Source organism: Streptomyces sp. SP17BM10, from assembly GCF_036322405.1.
Lineage (GTDB): Bacteria > Actinomycetota > Actinomycetes > Streptomycetales > Streptomycetaceae > Kitasatospora.
Genome location: NZ_JAQYXB010000571.1, coordinates 138,429 through 155,311, shown reverse-complemented (window position 1 = coordinate 155,311; position 16,883 = coordinate 138,429). Strand labels below are relative to the sequence as shown.

General features: G+C 74.4%; 18 protein-coding genes. 15 read left to right on the top strand and 3 right to left on the bottom strand.

The annotated features are described in order from the left end of the window. The first annotated feature begins 72 nt into the window (after positions 1-72). The 5 genes from PUR71_RS15955 to PUR71_RS15935 all read left to right on the top strand — a co-directional run bounded on the left by PUR71_RS15955 (position 73) and on the right by PUR71_RS15935 (position 5,141). Positions 73-1,548, top strand: coding sequence for an NAD(P)H-hydrate dehydratase (locus PUR71_RS15955; protein ID WP_329927651.1), 1,476 nt, complete (start codon positions 73-75; stop codon positions 1,546-1,548). Positions 1,549-1,783: 235 nt separating this feature from the next. Further along, on the top strand, positions 1,784-2,971 hold the full coding sequence (alr, locus tag PUR71_RS15950) for an alanine racemase (RefSeq protein ID WP_329927650.1): 1,188 nt from the start codon (positions 1,784-1,786) through the stop codon (positions 2,969-2,971). Then, positions 2,968-4,161: an alpha/beta fold hydrolase gene (locus PUR71_RS15945; protein WP_329927649.1), complete on the top strand. Its 1,194-nt coding sequence runs from the start codon at positions 2,968-2,970 to the stop codon at positions 4,159-4,161. The genes alr and PUR71_RS15945 overlap by 4 nt, the downstream gene beginning before the upstream one ends. 161 nt (positions 4,162-4,322) lie before the next feature. Continuing rightward, positions 4,323-4,817: a tRNA (adenosine(37)-N6)-threonylcarbamoyltransferase complex ATPase subunit type 1 TsaE gene (tsaE, locus tag PUR71_RS15940; protein ID WP_329927648.1), complete on the top strand. Its 495-nt coding sequence runs from the start codon at positions 4,323-4,325 to the stop codon at positions 4,815-4,817. A 129-nt stretch (positions 4,818-4,946) separates the two neighbouring features. Beyond that, positions 4,947-5,141: a hypothetical protein gene (locus PUR71_RS15935; protein WP_329927647.1), complete on the top strand. Its 195-nt coding sequence runs from the start codon at positions 4,947-4,949 to the stop codon at positions 5,139-5,141. Between the two features lie 65 nt (positions 5,142-5,206). On the opposite strand, the gene PUR71_RS15930 is transcribed toward PUR71_RS15935, so the two are convergent. Beyond that, the gene (locus tag PUR71_RS15930) at positions 5,207-5,773 is read right to left on the bottom strand and encodes a hypothetical protein (protein WP_329927684.1); all 567 of its coding nucleotides are present in this window, start codon (positions 5,771-5,773) and stop codon (positions 5,207-5,209) included. Between the two features lie 154 nt (positions 5,774-5,927). On the opposite strand from PUR71_RS15930, the gene tsaB reads away from it, so the two are divergent. The 5 genes from tsaB (at position 5,928) to PUR71_RS15905 (ending at position 9,450) form a co-directional block, all read left to right on the top strand. Continuing rightward, a complete protein-coding gene (tsaB, locus tag PUR71_RS15925) occupies positions 5,928-6,602 on the top strand; it encodes a tRNA (adenosine(37)-N6)-threonylcarbamoyltransferase complex dimerization subunit type 1 TsaB (protein ID WP_329927646.1) in 675 nt (224 codons plus the stop codon). Between the two features lie 23 nt (positions 6,603-6,625). Then, a complete protein-coding gene (rimI, locus tag PUR71_RS15920) occupies positions 6,626-7,114 on the top strand; it encodes a ribosomal protein S18-alanine N-acetyltransferase (protein WP_329927683.1) in 489 nt (162 codons plus the stop codon). Continuing rightward, positions 7,107-8,213, top strand: a complete 1,107-nt coding sequence (gene tsaD, locus PUR71_RS15915) for a tRNA (adenosine(37)-N6)-threonylcarbamoyltransferase complex transferase subunit TsaD (protein WP_329927645.1) — start codon at positions 7,107-7,109, stop codon at positions 8,211-8,213. Before rimI ends, tsaD begins: the two co-directional genes overlap by 8 nt. Beyond that, positions 8,210-8,470 (top strand): hypothetical protein, encoded by a 261-nt coding sequence (locus tag PUR71_RS15910; protein WP_329927644.1) that lies wholly within the window; start codon positions 8,210-8,212, stop codon positions 8,468-8,470. Before tsaD ends, PUR71_RS15910 begins: the two co-directional genes overlap by 4 nt. Positions 8,471-8,547: 77 nt before the next feature. Further along, a complete protein-coding gene (locus PUR71_RS15905; protein ID WP_329927643.1) occupies positions 8,548-9,450 on the top strand; it encodes a polysaccharide deacetylase family protein in 903 nt (300 codons plus the stop codon). A gap of 37 nt (positions 9,451-9,487) precedes the next feature. On the opposite strand, the gene PUR71_RS15900 is transcribed toward PUR71_RS15905, so the two are convergent. Continuing rightward, on the bottom strand, positions 9,488-10,654 hold the full coding sequence (locus PUR71_RS15900) for a class I SAM-dependent methyltransferase (RefSeq protein ID WP_329927642.1): 1,167 nt from the start codon (positions 10,652-10,654) through the stop codon (positions 9,488-9,490). Between the two features lie 279 nt (positions 10,655-10,933). On the opposite strand from PUR71_RS15900, the gene groES reads away from it, so the two are divergent. The 3 genes from groES (at position 10,934) to PUR71_RS15885 (ending at position 14,138) form a co-directional block, all read left to right on the top strand. Beyond that, positions 10,934-11,239, top strand: a complete 306-nt coding sequence (gene groES / locus PUR71_RS15895; protein ID WP_014136232.1) for a co-chaperone GroES — start codon at positions 10,934-10,936, stop codon at positions 11,237-11,239. 116 nt (positions 11,240-11,355) lie between these two features. After that, entirely contained in the window at positions 11,356-12,990 is a 1,635-nt protein-coding gene (groL, locus tag PUR71_RS15890) for a chaperonin GroEL (RefSeq protein ID WP_329927641.1), read from the top strand. Positions 12,991-13,139: 149 nt separating this feature from the next. Next, positions 13,140-14,138, top strand: a complete 999-nt coding sequence (locus PUR71_RS15885; protein ID WP_329927640.1) for a LysR family transcriptional regulator — start codon at positions 13,140-13,142, stop codon at positions 14,136-14,138. A 74-nt stretch (positions 14,139-14,212) separates the two neighbouring features. On the opposite strand, the gene PUR71_RS15880 is transcribed toward PUR71_RS15885, so the two are convergent. After that, a complete protein-coding gene (locus PUR71_RS15880) occupies positions 14,213-14,539 on the bottom strand; it encodes a WhiB family transcriptional regulator (RefSeq protein WP_329927639.1) in 327 nt (108 codons plus the stop codon). Between the two features lie 559 nt (positions 14,540-15,098). On the opposite strand from PUR71_RS15880, the gene PUR71_RS15875 reads away from it, so the two are divergent. Both PUR71_RS15875 and shbA read left to right on the top strand, forming a co-directional pair. Beyond that, a complete protein-coding gene (locus PUR71_RS15875) occupies positions 15,099-15,710 on the top strand; it encodes a response regulator transcription factor (RefSeq protein ID WP_014136228.1) in 612 nt (203 codons plus the stop codon). Between the two features lie 338 nt (positions 15,711-16,048). Continuing rightward, the gene (shbA, locus tag PUR71_RS15870) at positions 16,049-16,777 is read left to right on the top strand and encodes an RNA polymerase sigma factor ShbA (protein ID WP_329927638.1); all 729 of its coding nucleotides are present in this window, start codon (positions 16,049-16,051) and stop codon (positions 16,775-16,777) included. Positions 16,778-16,883 lie beyond the last annotated feature (106 nt).

Below are 16,883 nucleotides of genomic sequence, written 5' to 3'. Positions count from 1 at the left end.
TGGCGGGCTAGCGTCGGGGGTAGCCGACCGGGCCAGCCGACCGGGGTGGCCGACTGCCGAAGGGATCTGCGCATGCGTCACGCTCATCGCGTTGAAGTGGTCCGGGCCGCCGAGGCGGAGCTGATGGGGCGCCTGCCGGACGGGACGCTCATGCAGCGGGCGGCCGCTGGGCTCGCGGCCACGTGCGCGCGGCTGCTGACGGGCCGCCGGGGCCGGGTGTACGGCAGCCGGGTGGTGGTGCTCGCGGGCAGCGGGGACAACGGGGGTGACGCCCTGTACGCGGCGGCGGCGCTGGCCCGGCGCGGCGCGCGGGCGACGGCGGTGCTGCTCACGCCCGAACGGGTGCACGCGGGCGGGCTCGCGGCGCTGCGGGCGGCGGGCGGACGGGCGGTGGTGGAGCAGGAAGTCGGCCTCGCCGACTTCTCGCGCGCGGACCTGGTGCTGGACGGGATCGTCGGCATCGGCGGCCGCGGTGGGCTGCGGGCCGGGGCGCTGCCCTACGCGCAGGCCTCCCGGCGCGGGCTGGTCGTGGCCGTCGACCTGCCGAGCGGGGTCGACGCCGACACCGGGGAGGTGCCGGGCGCCGCGCTGCGCGCCGACGTCACGGTGTGCTTCGGCACGTACAAGCCGGGCCTGCTGATCGACCCGGGCGCCTCGTACGCGGGGACCATCCAGCTCGTCGGGATCGGGCTGGACCTGCCGGAGGCGGACGTGACCGCCCTCCAGCACGCGGACGTGGCGGCGCTGCTGCCCGAGCCGGGTGCCGAGAGCGACAAGTACCGGCGCGGAGTCGTCGGCGTGGCGGCGGGCTCGGCGACGTACCCCGGCGCGGCGGTGCTGGCCGTCGCCGCGGCCCTGCGTGGCGGCGCGGGCGCCGTCCGGTACGTCGGCGCGGCGGCCGAGGAGGTCGTGCGGCGCTTCCCCGAGACGCTCGTCACCGAGGGCGGGCCGCACGGCGCCGGACGGGTCCAGTCCTGGGTGGTGGGCCCCGGTGGCGGCGAGAGCGCCCGGCAGACCCTCGCCGAGGCGCTCGCGAGCGACGTGCCAGTGCTGGTCGACGCCGACGGGCTGACCGAACTCGGCCGCCTCGGCCCGGCCGCCCTCGCCGGCCGCACCGCGCCCACCCTGCTCACCCCGCACACCGGCGAGGCCGCCCGCCTGCTCGCCGGCGCCGACGGCACACCGCCCCCGGCCGCCGACGACCTCGCCGCCACCCGGCTGACCACCGCTCGCCGCCTCGCCGCCGCCTACCGGGCGACCGTCCTGCTCAAGGGCTCCACGACGGTGATCGCCGACCCCGGCGGCGCGGTCCGCGTCAACCCGACCGGCACCTCCTGGCTGGCGACCGCCGGCAGCGGCGACGTCCTGGCCGGCTTGGCCGGCTCCCTCCTCGCCGCCGGCCTTCCCGCACTGGACGCCGCCTCCGCCGCCGCCTACCTCCACGGCCTGGCCGGCCGCCACGCGGCAGGCACCCCGGCCGCCCCGACGACAGCCCTGGCAATCGCCGAGGCACTCCCGGTGGCCTGGCGGAACGTCCGGGAGGGGTAGCCCGCCGGGCGCGCTCGTGCCGACCGGGGACGGGGCGATCGGACAGCTGCGGAGCCGGATTCCCGGGTGCGTGGGGGCCTCCCGGGCAGGGGAACCGGGGGCGGGGGGTGGGGCGTCCGTGGTAGCGGAGAGCCGGTCCGGTGCAGGTCGAAGCAGCGGATGGACGGCGGCCGTGGGGCGCCGCGCCGACGGGGCGTTCGGCGAGGACTCCGGGACGTCTGGGAGACTGACCCTGATGACAACTGCGAAGACGGCCGGCTCGGCCACCCTCACCGACGGCGTACGGGCCGAGGCGACCATCGATCTGGGCGCCCTGCGCGGCAACCTCGCCGCGCTGCGCGAACGCGTCGCAAGCGCGGCGGTGATGCTCGCGGTCAAGGCGGATGCCTACGGCCACGGCGCGGTCGCGTGTGCCCGGGAAGCGGTCGCGAACGGGGTCGGGTGGCTGGGCTGCGCGACGCCGGAGGAGGCGCTGGCGCTGCGTGCCGCGGGCATCCGCCCGGAGCAGGCCCGCATCCTGTGCTGGCTGTGGACGCCGGGCGGGCCCTGGCGGCAGGCGCTCCTCTCCGACCTGGACATCTCGGTCAGCGGCCGGTGGGCGCTCGACGAGCTGCTCCCCGCGGTCCGCGAGACCGGCATCCGGGCCCGCGTGCACCTGAAGGCCGACACCGGCCTCGGCCGCAACGGCTGCCAGCCGCACGACTGGCCGGCCCTGGTCGACGCCGCCCGCCGCGCCGAGGCCGAGGGGCTTCTCACGGTCGTCGGCGTCTGGTCGCACTTCGCCGCCGCGGACGAGCCCGGACACCCGTCGATCCGGGCCCAGCTGGACGCCTTCCACACCGCACTGGCGTACGCGGAGGCCGCCGGGCTGCGCCCCGAGGTGCGGCACCTGGCGAACTCGCCGGCCGCGCTGCTGCTGCCGGAGTCGCACTTCGACCTGGTCCGCACGGGCCTGGCCGCGTACGGGCTGTCGCCGGTGCCCGAGGTGGGTTCCCCGGCCGACTTCGGGCTGCGCCCGGTGATGTCGCTGACGGCGCGGCTGGCGCTGGTGAAGCACGTGCCGGGCGGGCACGGGGTCAGTTACGGCCACCACTACACCACCCCGGGGCCGACCACCCTGGGGCTCGTCCCGGTGGGCTACGGCGACGGCGTCCCGCGGCACGGGAGCGGCACCGGGCCGGTGCAGATCGGCGGCAAGTGGCGCACCGTGGCGGGCCGGGTGGCGATGGACCAGTTCGTCGTGGACCTCGGGGGGGACACCCCGCAGGTCGGCGACGAGGTGCTGGTGTTCGGCAACGGCGAGCGCGGTGAGCCGACCGCGGAGGACTGGGCCCGGGCCTGCGGCACCATCGCGTACGAGATCGTGACCCGGATCGGCGCCCGGGTGCCGCGGCGTCACCTGGACGGCACGGTCCGCGCATGACGGAGCCCGACGGCCCGGTCGAGGCGGTCGCGAAGGCGGCGTCCGGGGTGAGCCGGGCGGGCGTGATCGGGATCTCGGTCGGCGTGCTGGCGGCGGGTGCCGCGGCCGGCGTGGCGATAGAACGGCTGACGGTCGGCCGGGCGACCCGCCGCCGGGCCCGGGCCGAGCTGGACGCCGGTGCGCCGTACGGCTCGCTGCGCGGGCGCCCGCGGACGGTGGCCGCGCCGGACGGCACCGAGCTGTACGTCGAGCTGGACGGCACCGGCTGGGACGCCCCCGAGGCCCCCGACGCGTCCGGTGGCGACGGGCCGGAGCCGCTGACCGTGGTCTTCAGCCACGGCTACTGCCTGAACCAGGACAGCTGGCACTTCCAGCGCGCCGCCCTGCGCGACGGCCTGCGGCTGGTCTTCTGGGACCAGCGCAGCCACGGCCGGTCGGAGCGCTCCCGCTCCTTCCGGGCCGGGGAGCCCGCGAGCATCGACCAGCTGGGCGGGGACCTCAAGGCGGTGATCGACGCCGTCGCGCCGACCGGGCCGCTGGTGCTGGTGGGCCACTCGATGGGCGGCATGACGGTGATGGCGCTGGCCGACCAGCACCCGGAGCTGTTCCGCGAGCGCGTGGCCGGCGTGGCGCTGGTGGGCACGCTGGCGGGGAACTGGGACCAGGTCAGCCTGGGCTTGCCGTCGGCGGGCGCGAAGCTGTTCAAGCGCGTCGCGCCCGGGGTGGTGAAGCTGCTGGGCCGTCAGGTGGAGCTGGTGGAGGCGACCCGCCGGTTCGGCTCGGACGTGGCGGCGGTGTTCTACCGGAGGTTCTCGTTCGGTTCGAAGGACGTCGACCCGGGCGTCGTGCGCTTCGCCGAGCAGATGCTGGACGCCACGCCGATCGACGTCGTCGCCGAGTTCTACCCGGTGTTCGGCGTGCACGAGAAGACCGCCGCGCTGGCGGCCCTGCGCGGCCTGCCGGCGCTGGTGCTGGCCGGCACCAAGGACCTCCTGACGCCGCCCGCGCACAGCGAGGCGATGGCCGAGCAGCTGCCCGGCGCCGAGCTGATGATCGTCGAGGGCGCCGGTCACCTGGTGATGCTGGAGCACCCGGAGCTGGTGGACCGGCACCTGGCCGCGCTGCTGAGGCGGGCCGCAGCCTTCGGCGGGGCCGCCGAGCCGCCGCCGTCCGTCCTCGACCCGGTCTGAGGGGCACAGGCCCGCGCCCCTGAGGCCCGGCCCGGCCCGGGCCCGAGGGACCCCGCGCCCGGCCCGGGGTCCCGGCGCGCTCCGGGCCGCGGATGTGGCACGGTAGCGGGGGCGCCCGGTGGTCGGCGCGCCCGGTACGGACCGAAGGGCAAGACACGCGCATGGGCTCGCACGCCACTCTCACCGTCCCCACCCCGGAGCGGATGGGCCGTCTCGGCCGGGAGCTGGCCGCGCTGCTGAGGCCGGGGGACCTGGTGCTCCTTTCGGGTGAGCTGGGCGCGGGGAAGACGACGCTGACCCGGGGCCTGGGCGAGGGCCTGCAGGTGCGCGGCGCGGTGACCTCGCCGACCTTCGTGATCGCCCGGGTCCACCCGTCGCTCGTGGGCGGTCCGGCCCTGGTGCACGTGGACGCGTACCGGCTGGGCGGCGACCTGGACGAGATGGAGGACCTCGACCTCGACGTGTCGCTGCCGGAGTCGGTGGTCGTGGTCGAGTGGGGCGAGGGCAAGGTCGAGCGGCTGTCCGAGGACCGTCTGGAGGTGCGGATCGAGCGGGCGATCGGCGACACCGCCGGCGACGACCACGATCCGCGCCGGGTGCTGCTGACCGGCATCGGGGCGCGCTGGGAGGACGTCGAGCTGGCGAAGCTGGCGTGACGGGCCGTCGGGTCGGCCGGTGGTGTCGGCGCCCGTTTGCCGACAGGCTGTCGGGAAAGTGTTGCGAGGGGGGCGCCGGGCGTGATGGGATGGGTGCTGCGGTTAGGTCTGCCTAACTAGGGAGGCGCCATGTCGAGCACCACCCCCGCCCCGGAGCGCGCCGTGCGCACCGCCGGGGCCGGAGAGTCCGCCCGTCGAGCTCCGGGGGAGCCGATGCGGGCCCTGCTGGCCGCGTGCGCCGCGGCCGAGGCGGTGTCCACCCCGCCCGAACCGGCGCCGCGCCGGGCCGACGACGCCGAGGCGGACGCGCCCCGCGCGGCCTGACGGCGCCGGTCGGCCGGGTCCGGCCGGACGGGTTCAGGGTCGGAGGGTTCAGGGTCGGACGCGCCTCAGGCGACCACGACCACCTTGGTGTCCTTCGGCGCGAAGTCCCACAGCAGCTGACCGTCCGGGCGGGAGCTGCGGATGCCGCCGGTCTTGGCCTTGGGGTCGGCGCTCGGCGTCGCGCCGTCCACCGCCGCGCTGAAGCCGAACACCACGCCGTTCTGCTGCGCGAAGCGCACCACGTGCTCGATCTGCTTGCCGTCGGTCCCGGTGGTGGTGGCCGTGCGGCTGTACACCGGGTACGCGCCGGGGGTCGGCTCGACCGTGCCCGGGGTGACCGGGAACGCCGCGACCACCTGCGGGTTCTTCTTCGGCTCGATCAGCCACACGTAGTGGCTGGAGACCGAGTAGACGACCCGGGTGCCGGTGCCCGAGGAGGCCGGCAGCGTCGGTGCCGTCGGGGTCGGGGTCACGCTCGGCGCCGCCGAGGTGGCGGGGCCGCCGGCCGTCGCGGTGGCGGTCGGCCGGGCGGCGCCCGCGCGGTCCTGGGCACCGTTCGCCTGGAAGGCCAGCAGGCTCACGACCGCCAGGGCTCCCAGGGTCAGCCCCGTGACCACCACTCCAGGACCCATCTTCGCCACTGCCGCTCCTGCCGCCGTCCGCTGTACGTACCGCCCTAATCGTGCCAGGTCCCCCGGGCCGCTCCGCAGCGGCTCGGACGTGTGTTCCGCACCGGTACGCCCTCTCGATCAGTCGGTCGGCCCAACCTCGGTCTAACCTTGACCCGTGCTGCTGCTCGCGTTCGACACCGCTACCCCCGCCGTCACCGCCGCCGTCCACGACGGCACGGCCGTCCTCGCCGAGACCGACCAGGTCGACGCCCGGCGCCACGGCGAGCTGCTCCTGCCCGCCATCGACCGGGTGCTGCGGACGGCCGGCGTCGACAAGCACCAGCTCACCGGCATCGCGGTCGGCGTCGGCCCCGGCCCGTACACCGGCCTGCGGGTCGGCCTGGTGACCGCCGCCGCGCTCGGCCACGCGCTGGGCCTGCCGGTGCACGGCGTCTGCACCCTGGACGCGATCGCGTTCCGGGCGCGCGCGGAGGGCCTGGCCGGGCAGCCGTTCACGGTGGCCACCGACGCGCGCCGCAAGGAGGTCTACTGGGCCTCCTACGACGCCGACGGCCGCCGCACCGGGGGCCCCGGCGTGGACCGCCCGGCCGAGCTGTCGCCGCAGCCGCGCTCGGTCGGCGCCGGCGCGCTGCTCTACCCCGACGCCTTCCCCGGCGCGCACGGCCCCGAGCACGTCTCGGCCGGCGCCCTGGCCGGCTTCGCCGCCGCCGAACTGGCCGCCGGGCGCGAGCTGCTGCCGAACGTCCCGCTGTACCTGCGCCGCCCCGACGCCCAGGTGCCGGCCGCCTACAAGACCGTTCTGGGGGGCAAGGCGGTGCTCCCGGCGTGAACCACGGCACCACCCTGCGCCCGATGCGCTGGTGGGACATCGAGCCGGTGATGGAACTGGAGCTGCGGCTCTTCCCCGAGGACGCCTGGTCCCACGGGATGTACTGGTCCGAGCTGGCCGAGACCCACCCCGGCGGCACCCGTCACTACACCGTGGCCACCGCCGCGGACGGCACGATCGTCGGCTACGCCGGACTCATGGCGATCGCCGGCGAGGGCGACGTCCAGACCATCGCCGTCGACGGGCGCCACCAGGGCGCCGGCCTCGGCGCGGCGCTGCTCACCGACCTGATCCGGGAGTCCGCCCGGCGCGGCTGCGCCGAACTGCTGCTGGAGGTGCGGGTGGACAACCCGCGCGCCCAGCGGCTGTACGAGCGCCACGGCTTCCAGCCGGTGGGCATCCGGCGCGGCTACTACCAGCCCGCCAACGTCGACGCGCTGGTGATGCGCCTCGACCACCCCAGCACCGACAGCACCGACCCGAAGGACATTGAGGACACCCGCCATGGCTGACGAACCGCTCGTCCTCGGCATCGAGACCTCCTGCGACGAGACCGGCGTCGGCATCGTGCGCGGCACCACGCTGCTGGCCGACGCGGTCGCCTCCAGCGTCAACGACCACGCCCGCTTCGGCGGCGTCGTCCCGGAGATCGCCAGCCGGGCCCACCTCGAGGCGATGGTGCCGACCATCCAGCGTGCCCTGGACACCGCCGGGGTCAAGGCGAGCGACCTCGACGGCATCGCCGTGACGGCGGGCCCCGGCCTGGCCGGCGCGCTGCTGGTCGGCGTCAGTGCCGCGAAGGCGTACGCCTGGGCGCTGGACAAGCCGTTGTACGGGGTCAACCACCTCGCCTCGCACATCTGCGTCGACCAGCTGGAGCACGGCCGGCTGCCCTCGCCCACGATGGCGCTGCTGGTCTCCGGCGGGCACTCCTCGCTGCTGCTCAGCGAGGACATCACGACCGACGTCCGCCCGCTCGGCGCGACCATCGACGACGCGGCCGGCGAGGCCTTCGACAAGGTGGCCCGGGTGCTCGGCCTGGGCTTCCCCGGCGGCCCGATCGTCGACCGCACGGCCCGCGAGGGCGACCCCAAGGCGATCGACTTCCCGCGCGGGCTGAGCAGCAGGAACGACCCCGCGTACGACTTCTCCTTCTCCGGCCTGAAGACCGCCGTCGCCCGCTGGGTGGAGGCCAAGCGCCGGGCCGGCGAGGAGGTGCCGATCGCCGACGTGGCGGCGTCCTTCCAGGAGGCGGTCACCGACGTGCTCACCCGCAAGGCCGTCAAGGCGTGCAGGGACAACGGCGTCGACCACCTGATGATCGGTGGCGGGGTCGCGGCCAACTCGCGGCTGCGCGAGATGGCCCAGCAGCGCTGCGACCGGGCCGGGATCCGGCTGCGGGTGCCGCGCCCGGGGCTGTGCACCGACAACGGCGCGATGGTGGCCGCGCTGGGCTCCGAGATGGTGTGGCGCGACCGCGCGCCGTCCGCCTTCGACCTGTCGGCGGACTCCTCGCTGCCCGTCACCGACGTCCACGTTCCGGCCGCGGACCACCACCACGGCGACGTCCACGGCCAGGCGTACGAGGCCCTCGGCGGCGGTGCCGCGTGACCGTCGCCATGATGTGGGAGGCCCGCGCGGCCGACGGTCGCGGGGCCGGACTCGCGTCCTGGGCACGGGAGACGGCGATCCCGGCGCTGCGCGGCTCGGCCGGGCTGGAGCGCCTCGAACTGTTCGGCGCCCCCGGCGGGCGCGTGCTGCTGATCGCCTGGTGGAGCGGCGAGCCGGTGCCCGTCGCCGAGCCGCCGGCCGAACTGCTCGGCCGTCCGGTGCACCGCTGGTCCTTCGTCAGCGAGCACGTCGAGTAGGGCGGTCCGGGAACCGCCCGCCCGGCCGCTACCGTGCATAGCTGAGAAACGGTGGACGGGACCAGGAGCGCGGTGCGGTGAAGCAGGACGGGCGGAACAGGACCAAGGCGTGCGCGGCGGGGGCGTTGGCCCTGCTGGCCCTCGCCACCGGGTGCGGCGGCAACGGGGACGGCGCGGCCGCCCCGGCACCCACGAGCACGGCCCCGGCCGGGGGCCAGCCCCCCGGCGGCGCCGCGCCGACCGCCGCGGCGAGCACGCCCGCGGCGTCCCAGGCCGCGGGCGACGCGGCCTGGGCGAAGTGGAACCTCAAGCCGCTGGCCCCGGCCCCCGCGCCGCCCGCCGACAAGCCGATCAAGCTCGAACGGACCGGCACCGTGCCGGTGTTCAGCGAGGTGAAGACGAGCGACAAGGTCGTCTTCGTCACCATCGACGACGGCGCCGAGAAGGACCCGAAGTTCGTCGAGATGCTGACCGACCTCAAGGTGCCGATCACGATGTTCCTGACCAAGGACATCGTCAAGAACGACTACGGCTACTTCAAGCCGCTCCAGGCGCTCGGCAACCACATCCAGAACCACACCGTCACCCACCCGGTGATGAGCAAGCTCTCGCCGGAGAAGCAGAAGTCCGAGATCTGCGACGACCAGGCCGCGCTCACCCAGCAGTACGGCACCGCGCCGCTGCTGTTCCGCCCGCCGTTCGGGGACGGCGCCAACACGCCGACGCTCAACACCTCGGTGCAGGAGTGCGGTCCGCGGGCGATCGTGCTGTGGCGCGAGTCGATGCAGATCCACGACATGCAGTACCAGTCGGGGGACAAGAAACTGAAGCCCGGCGACATCATCCTGGCCCACTTCCGCGGCCCGAAGGAGCTCAAGGGCGCCACGATGACCCAGATGTTCGGCGAACTGCTGGCCCGGATCCAGGAACAGGGCTTCTCGGTGGCCCGGCTGGACGACTACGTCCAGCCGCCCGCGTAGCCGACCGGTCCTCCGGTCCGACTCGGGGCCCGGCCGCTCAGACCGGCTGACCGAGCATCATCAGCGGGCCGTCGTCCGTGCGGCTGAGGATGACCGTGACGGAGTTCGGCCCGGAGGGCTTGAGCTGGCGGCGCAGTTCCTCCGGGGTGATCGCCATCCCGCGCTTCTTGATCACCACCGTGCCGACCCCGCGCTCGCGCAGCAGGGCCTTCAGCTTCTTGATGTGGAAGGGCAGCACGTCGGTCAGCTCGAAGGCGTGCGCGTACGGCGTGGGGACCAGCTCGTCCGAGGTCAGGTAGGCGATCTTCGGGTCGATCAGCCGCCCGCCCACCTGCTCGGCCACCTCGGCCACCAGGTGGGCGCGGATCACGGCGCCGTCCGGCTCGTACAGGTAGCGGCCGACCGGCCCGGCCGCGGGGTCGGGCAGGTCGCCGCCGGTGAGGCTCGCGGCGTGCGGCAGCAGGGTCGCGCGGTGCGGGTGGGCGGCCTTGGTGCCGAACCAGAGCACCGCCTCCTTGACGTCCCCGTGGTCGGAGACCCATTCGGCCTCGGCGTCCTCGGGGACGGCGTCGTGCGGGATGCCCGGCGCGACCTTCAGGGCGCCGACCGGGGTCCGGCGGCCGGCCTCGATCGCCCAGGAGAGCGGGGGGGCGTACGCCTCCGGGTCGAACACCCGGCCGCGCGCCGTGCGCCGCGCCGGGTCGGTGAACACCGCGTCGTAGCCGGTGACGTCCACGTCGGCGACGTCCGCGCAGCGCACCTCGACCAGGTCGGTGAGGCCCAGCGCGGCGGCGTTGGCGGCGGTGGCCGCGCAGGCGGCCGGGTCCCGGTCGACGGCCAGCACCTCGATCCCGGCCCGGGCCAGCGCCAGGACGTCCCCGCCGATCCCGCAGCACAGGTCGGCGAGCCGGCGCACCCCGAGCCCGGCGAAGCGCTGCGCGCGCCACTCGGCGACGCTGCGCCGGGTGGACTGCTCGACGCCGTTGGGCGTGAAGTACATCAGGTCGGCGTCCGCCCCGAACTTCGCGCGGGCGCGCTGGCGCAGCCGCGCCTGCCCGAACGCCGCCGACACCAGGTCGGCCGGGTGCTCGCGCCGCAGCCGGGTGGCCAGCGCGAGCTCCTCCTCGGGTGTGAACTCGCGCAGCGCGGCGAGCAGGTCCTGGCCCTCGGGGGTCAGCAGCGGCTGGAGGTTCTCGGTGTCCACGGGGCCATTCTCGCCGGTCGGGGCAGGTGGTGGTCGGTTCCCCGGCGGCCGCGCCGGACCGGGACCGGGTGGGCCCGGGCGTCCGCCGGCCGGGACGGCGGGGCGCGTCGTTGGCACTCTGGTTGACTGAGTGCTAACACGGGCCTATGGTCGTCCTTGGCACTCTCCACCGGGGGAGTGCTAACGCGAAGAAGCGTGCCTGACCCCCGCGACGGCAGGTCCGCAGGTTCGCCCCTTACCCGTTAGAAAACCCCGTAATCTCCGAAGGGGAGCTCGGACGTGACCACCAGCAGCAAGGTTGCCATCAAGCCGCTCGAGGACCGCATCGTGGTCCAGCCGCTCGACGCCGAGACCACCACGGCCTCCGGCCTGGTTATCCCGGACACCGCCAAGGAGAAGCCCCAGGAGGGCGTCGTCCTGGCCGTCGGCCCGGGCCGCTTCGAGGACGGCCAGCGTCTGCCGCTCGACGTCGCCGTCGGTGACATCGTCCTGTACTCGAAGTACGGCGGCACCGAGGTGAAGTACCAGGGCGAGGAGTACCTCGTCCTCTCCGCCCGCGACGTTCTCGCCATCATCGAGAAGTAAGTCGTTCCGACCCGCCCCGGATCCGTGTCCCAAGTGACAGGGGCCCGGGGCGTGGTTGTTGGTTCACGTAGTTCGGCGGCCGGTGGGCCGGCCGCAGCCCCGAGGGAATAGGGAACATGGCGAAGATCCTGCAGTTCGACGAGGACGCCCGCCGCTCGCTGGAGCGCGGTGTCAACAAGCTGGCCGACACCGTCAAGGTGACCATCGGCCCCAAGGGCCGCAACGTCGTCATCGACAAGAAGTTCGGCGCCCCGACCATCACCAACGACGGTGTCACCATCGCCCGTGAGGTCGAGCTGGACGACCCGTACGAGAACCTTGGCGCGCAGCTCGTCAAGGAGGTCGCCACCAAGACCAACGACGTCGCGGGCGACGGCACCACCACCGCCACCGTGCTGGCCCAGGCCCTGGTCAACGAGGGTCTGCGCAACGTCGCCGCCGGCGCCGGCCCGGCCGCCCTGAAGAAGGGCATCGACAAGGCCGTCGCCGCCGTCTCCGAGCACCTGCTCTCGGTGGCCCGCGAGATCGAGGGCAAGGACGACGTCGCCGCCGTCGCGTCCCTCTCCGCCCAGGACACCCAGGTCGGCGAGCTGATCGCCGAGGCGATCGACAAGGTCGGCAAGGACGGTGTCATCACCGTCGAGGAGTCGAACACCTTCGGCGTGGAGCTCGAGTTCACCGAGGGCATGCAGTTCGACAAGGGCTACCTGTCGCCGTACTTCGTCACCGACGCGGAGCGGCAGGAGGCGGTCCTGGAGGACCCGTACATCCTGATCCACCAGGGCAAGATCTCCTCGATCCAGGAGCTGCTGCCGCTGCTGGAGAAGATCCTGCAGGGCGGTGCCTCCAAGCCGCTGCTGATCATCGCCGAGGACGTCGACGGCGAGGCGCTGTCGACCCTGGTCCTGAACAAGATCCGCGGCATCTTCAACGCCGTCGCCGTCAAGGCCCCGGGCTTCGGCGACCGCCGCAAGGCGATCCTCGGCGACCTGGCCACCCTGACCGGCGGCACCGTGATCTCCGAGGAGGTCGGCCTCAAGCTCGACCAGGCCGGTCTGGACGTGCTGGGCAGCGCCCGCCGCGTGACCATCACCAAGGACGAGACCACGATCGTCGAGGGCGCCGGCGACGCCGAGGCCGTGGCCGGCCGCGTCGCCCAGATCAAGGGCGAGATCGCCGGCACCGACTCCGACTGGGACCGCGAGAAGCTGCAGGAGCGCCTGGCCAAGCTGGCCGGCGGCGTCTGCGTCATCAAGGTCGGCGCCGCCACCGAGGTGGAGCTGAAGGAGCGCAAGCACCGCCTGGAGGACGCCATCTCGGCGACCCGTGCCGCGGTCGAGGAGGGCATCGTCGCCGGCGGTGGCGCCTCCCTGGTGCACGCCGCCAAGGTGCTGGACGGCGGCCTGGGCCTGTCGGGCGACGAGGCCACCGGTGTCGCCGTGGTCCGCAAGGCGCTGCACGAGCCGCTGCGCTGGATCGCCCAGAACGCCGGCCTGGAGGGCTATGTCATCACCTCCAAGGTCGCCGAGCTGGAGGCCGGCCAGGGCTACAACGCGGCCACCGGCGAGTACGGCGACCTGGTGAAGGCCGGCGTCATCGACCCGGTCAAGGTCACCCGCTCCGCCCTGGAGAACGCCGCCTCGATCGCCTCGCTGCTGCTCACCACCGAGACCCTCGTGGTGGAGAAGAAGGAGGAGGCCGCCGAGGCCGGTCACGGTCACTCGCACGGTGGCCACGGCCACTCGCACTGAGGCCCCTGAAGTAGACCGGAGGCCCGGTCCGCCCCCATCCTGGGAGGCGGGCCGGGCCTCCGGCGTTCGGGCCAGGGCCTGGATTCCGCTTGAAGACTCAACTATCAGTGGAATTTTGTCTTCGGCAAAGATTGCCTTATAACTGAGGCATGATCGAGGCCCGCCACCTGCGCGTCCTGCGTGCCGTCGCCCGCACCGGCTCCTTCTCCGCCGCCGCCCGCGAGCTGGGCTGCACGCAGCCCGCCATCAGCCAGCAGATGAAGGCCCTGGAGAAGTCCGTGGACACCCCGCTGGTGGTCCGTTCGGGCCGGGGCATGCAGCTGAGCGAGGCCGGACGGGTGCTCCTCAAGCACGCCACCGGGATCCTGGCCGGGCTGTCGGCGGCCGAGGAGGAGGTCGCGGCCATCGCCGGGTTGCGGGCCGGACGGGTGCGGCTGGTGTCCTTCCCCACCGCGAGTTCCACCCTGGTGCCGCCCGCCGTCGCCCGCCTGCGGGACACCCATCCGGGGGTGCGCGTGTCGCTGGTCGAGGCGGAGCCGCCGGAGTCGCTGGCGATGCTGCGCGGCGGCGAGTGCGAGATCGCGCTGGCCTTCCGCTACCCGCAGTCCGAGGGCGCCGCCGTCCTGCCGGTGCCCGCGCACGGCACGCCGCGCGAGGCGCGGGCCGAGGCGAACCTGGAGGCGCAGCAGCTGAGCGCCGGCACCGACTGGTCCGACCTGGTGGTCACGCCGCTGCTGGACGACCCGCTGGTGGGCCTGCTGCCGGCCGCGCACCCGCTGGCGGGGCGCGGCGGCGCGGTGGAGCTGGCCGAGCTGGCGGGGGAGCAGTGGATCGCGGGCTGCCCGCAGTGCCGCGGGCACCTGGTGGAGCTGTGCGCCGGGGCGGGCTTCGAGCCCCGGATCGACTTCGCGACGGACGACTACCCGGCGGTGGTCGGCCTGGTGGCGGCCGGGCTGGGGGTGGCGGTGCTGCCGCGGCTGGCGCTGGAGTCGGTGCGGCCTGACGGGGTGTCGACGGCGCCGGTGCGGACGGCCTCGGGGGCGCCGGCGGTGCGGCAGGTGGTCGCACTGACCCTGCCGGACCTGGCCGAGGTGCCGGCCGTGGCGCTGATGCTGGAGCGGCTCGCGGGGGCCGCCGGGGTCCACTGACGCAGGGTCACCGGGCTGGAGGGCCTGAAGCGCCGCGAAGAAACGTTTCTTCACGGCGCGGCGGCGGCGTGGCGCTAATGCCGGGCGACCGTCGGCGCGACCAGTGGGACCTCCACCAGCCGGTGCCGCGAGCGGCCGAGCAGCTCCTCGCGCTCGTCCTCGGTCATCCCGCCCCAGACGCCGTACGGCTCGCGGACCGCCAGTGCGTGCGCCGCGCACTCGGCGATCACGGGGCAGCGCGTGCAGACCTCCTTGGCGCTGGCCTCGCGCGAGCTCCGCGCGGCCCCGCGTTCGCCCTCGGGGTGGAAGAAGAGCGAGCTGTCCACGCCACGGCAGGCTGCGGAGAGCTGCCAGTCCCAGAGGTCCGCGTTGGGACCGGGGAGGCGGGAGAAATCTGCCATGGCTCATTCCCTTCAGAGGCTCGTCGGCCGCGGGCCGGCCCGAGCGGAGCTCGCTGCGGGCGTGGCGGGGCGTCGATGCACTGGTGTGGACACCTGGAAATATGACTTAAGGCAACTCCATGGACAAGTCACCCACAGAGTGGCACAACAGTCAATGACCATACGAAAGCTATAAAAACGGGCGAAGTGGGCATGGACTTCCGCAGACGTGGACGTGGCAATCGGGTGGCCCGAGGGGCGCACGGAGCCCCGCACCGGTGTGCGGGTCGCACGCCGACCGCGCGCGAGCTGCACAAAAGTGCGGCGTGTGCACCGCGATGCGGCTGATCGGTAACGGGTTGGCCACGTACAGTGGTGGAGATGGCCCTGAAGGCCGTAACTCATTCGAGTGACGGTCGTTGGAAGTGCGGAGGCGGTTAGCGGGCGCCGGACGTCGGGAACGATCGCGGGGAAGTTGAGGCGATCAGCACGGGCTCTGTCGCCGATCGGCCGTGTCGGAGAGGTTCGTACCAGCCAGGAGGCTCAACGTGACGCGGATCAGCTGCGGAGGACGACGGTCATGACTTCCGTTCTCGTTTGCGACGATTCCCCGCTCGCCCGCGAGGCGCTTCGCCGCGCCGTCGCGACCGTACCCGGTGTGGACCGGGTCACCACCGCGACGAACGGGGAGGAGGTCCTCCGCCGCTGGGTGGCGGACCGCTCCGATCTCGTGCTGATGGACGTCCGGATGCCCGGCCTCGGCGGGGTCGAGACGGTCCGGCGGCTGCTGTCCGCCGACCCGGGCGCGCGCATCATCATGCTCACCGTCGCCGAGGACCTCGACGGCGTCGCCCTCGCGGTCGCCGCCGGCGCCCGCGGGTACCTGCACAAGGACGCCTCGCGCGCCGAGCTGCGGGCCACCGTCACCCAGGCCCTCGCCGACCCGACCTGGCGGCTCGCCCCGCGCCGGCTGCGCAGCCCCGACATGGGCGCGGCGCCGACCCTGACGGCGCGTGAGATCCAGGTGCTGGAGGGCATGAGCCACGGCCGCAGCAACGCCGAGATCGGCCGCGAGCTGTTCCTCTCCGAGGACACCGTCAAGACCCACGCCCGGCGCCTGTTCAAGAAGCTCGGGGCCTCGGACCGCGCCCACGCGGTGGCGCTGGGTTTCCGCTGGGGCCTGGTCCGCTGACCGCAGGCGGCGCCGCCGGCCCAGGCGCGCCGCCGGTGTTTCCGGGAACGGGTGCCGCACGGGCGTGTGACGTCGCGGTCCCGAGGTTGCACCATGGAGTGGTGGAGCACCTCGGGGACCAGCGGACAGGCACTGCGGCGAACCACGCAGCCGCAGGACACTCGGCGGACGGCGCGGCGGACGGGACCACCGACGGCGGCGGGGCGGGAGGCGGCACGGTGCAGGAGGGGCCGGTGGTGCGCGGCGGCACGCCGCGCGGTACCGCAGCGCATAACGTTCCGGTGCACAACTCCGGACGCGGTGCCGCGTTTTCCCGTTCGACCAGGCACCATGGACCGATGCGTGACGACGTCGCCGGTGCGGCCGACCAGGCGGACCCGGTGGAGGCCGAGCCCTCCGGTCCGGGTTCCGATCCGTCGTACGCCGGAACGGGCCGGGCGGGTGCGGCCGCCGGCGGTGACGTCGGCCCCGACCGTCCGCCCGTGCTCGGGGGCGGCGGGTCGCCGCTGGTGGGCGAGCTGGTCGCGGCCGCCGTCCGTGGCGAGGGCCCGGCCATCGACGCGCTGCTCGCGTACGTCCACCCGCTGGCGCTGCGGTACTGCCGGGGCCGGCTGGTCCGGCTGCCCGGCGGGGCCCGGCACCACGTGGACGACATCGCGCAGGAGGTGTGCGTCGCCGTGCTGTGCGCGCTGCCGCGGTACAAGGACCAGGGGCGGCCGTTCGAGGCCTTCGTCTACGGCATCGCCGCGCACAAGATCGCCGACCTGCAGCGGGCCGCGATGCGCGGGCCCGCCTCGACGGTGGTCCCGCAGGACGACCTGCCGGAGGTGCCGGACGAGGCCCTCGGCCCGGAGGAGCAGGCGCTGCTGAGCAGTGACGCGGCCTGGGCCAAGGAACTGCTCTCCAACCTGCCGGCCCGTCAGCGCGAGCTGGTGCTGCTGCGGGTGGCGGCCGGGCTGTCCGCCGAGGAGACCGGCGAGGTGCTGGGGATGTCGCCGGGGGCCGTCCGGGTGGCGCAGCACCGGGCCCTGAGCCGGCTGCGGGCGCTCGCGGAGGAGTCCTCCTGACCCTGTCCCCGGGAGTGGCCGGAATGGCTCACGGGCGGCGGGTGTTGTCAAGGGCACACGAGGACCACGATCCCGGTGCCAGTACCATGGGGTATCGGCGCCTGGG

Bases quoted from the DNA above. Each gene is read 5' to 3' on its own strand.
- PUR71_RS15955 (WP_329927651.1), top strand. From the start codon at position 73: ATGCGTCACGCTCATCGCGTTGAAGTGGTCCGGGCCGCCGAGGCGGAG.
- alr (WP_329927650.1), top strand. From the start codon at position 1,784: ATGACAACTGCGAAGACGGCCGGCTCGGCCACCCTCACCGACGGCGTA.
- PUR71_RS15945 (WP_329927649.1), top strand. From the start codon at position 2,968: ATGACGGAGCCCGACGGCCCGGTCGAGGCGGTCGCGAAGGCGGCGTCC.
- tsaE (WP_329927648.1), top strand. From the start codon at position 4,323: ATGGGCTCGCACGCCACTCTCACCGTCCCCACCCCGGAGCGGATGGGC.
- PUR71_RS15935 (WP_329927647.1), top strand. From the start codon at position 4,947: ATGTCGAGCACCACCCCCGCCCCGGAGCGCGCCGTGCGCACCGCCGGG.
- PUR71_RS15930 (WP_329927684.1), bottom strand. From the start codon at position 5,773: ATGGGTCCTGGAGTGGTGGTCACGGGGCTGACCCTGGGAGCCCTGGCG.
- rimI (WP_329927683.1), top strand. From the start codon at position 6,626: ATGCGCTGGTGGGACATCGAGCCGGTGATGGAACTGGAGCTGCGGCTC.
- tsaD (WP_329927645.1), top strand. From the start codon at position 7,107: ATGGCTGACGAACCGCTCGTCCTCGGCATCGAGACCTCCTGCGACGAG.
- groL (WP_329927641.1), top strand. From the start codon at position 11,356: ATGGCGAAGATCCTGCAGTTCGACGAGGACGCCCGCCGCTCGCTGGAG.
- PUR71_RS15885 (WP_329927640.1), top strand. From the start codon at position 13,140: ATGATCGAGGCCCGCCACCTGCGCGTCCTGCGTGCCGTCGCCCGCACC.
- PUR71_RS15880 (WP_329927639.1), bottom strand. From the start codon at position 14,539: ATGGCAGATTTCTCCCGCCTCCCCGGTCCCAACGCGGACCTCTGGGAC.
- PUR71_RS15875 (WP_014136228.1), top strand. From the start codon at position 15,099: ATGACTTCCGTTCTCGTTTGCGACGATTCCCCGCTCGCCCGCGAGGCG.
- shbA (WP_329927638.1), top strand. From the start codon at position 16,049: ATGCGTGACGACGTCGCCGGTGCGGCCGACCAGGCGGACCCGGTGGAG.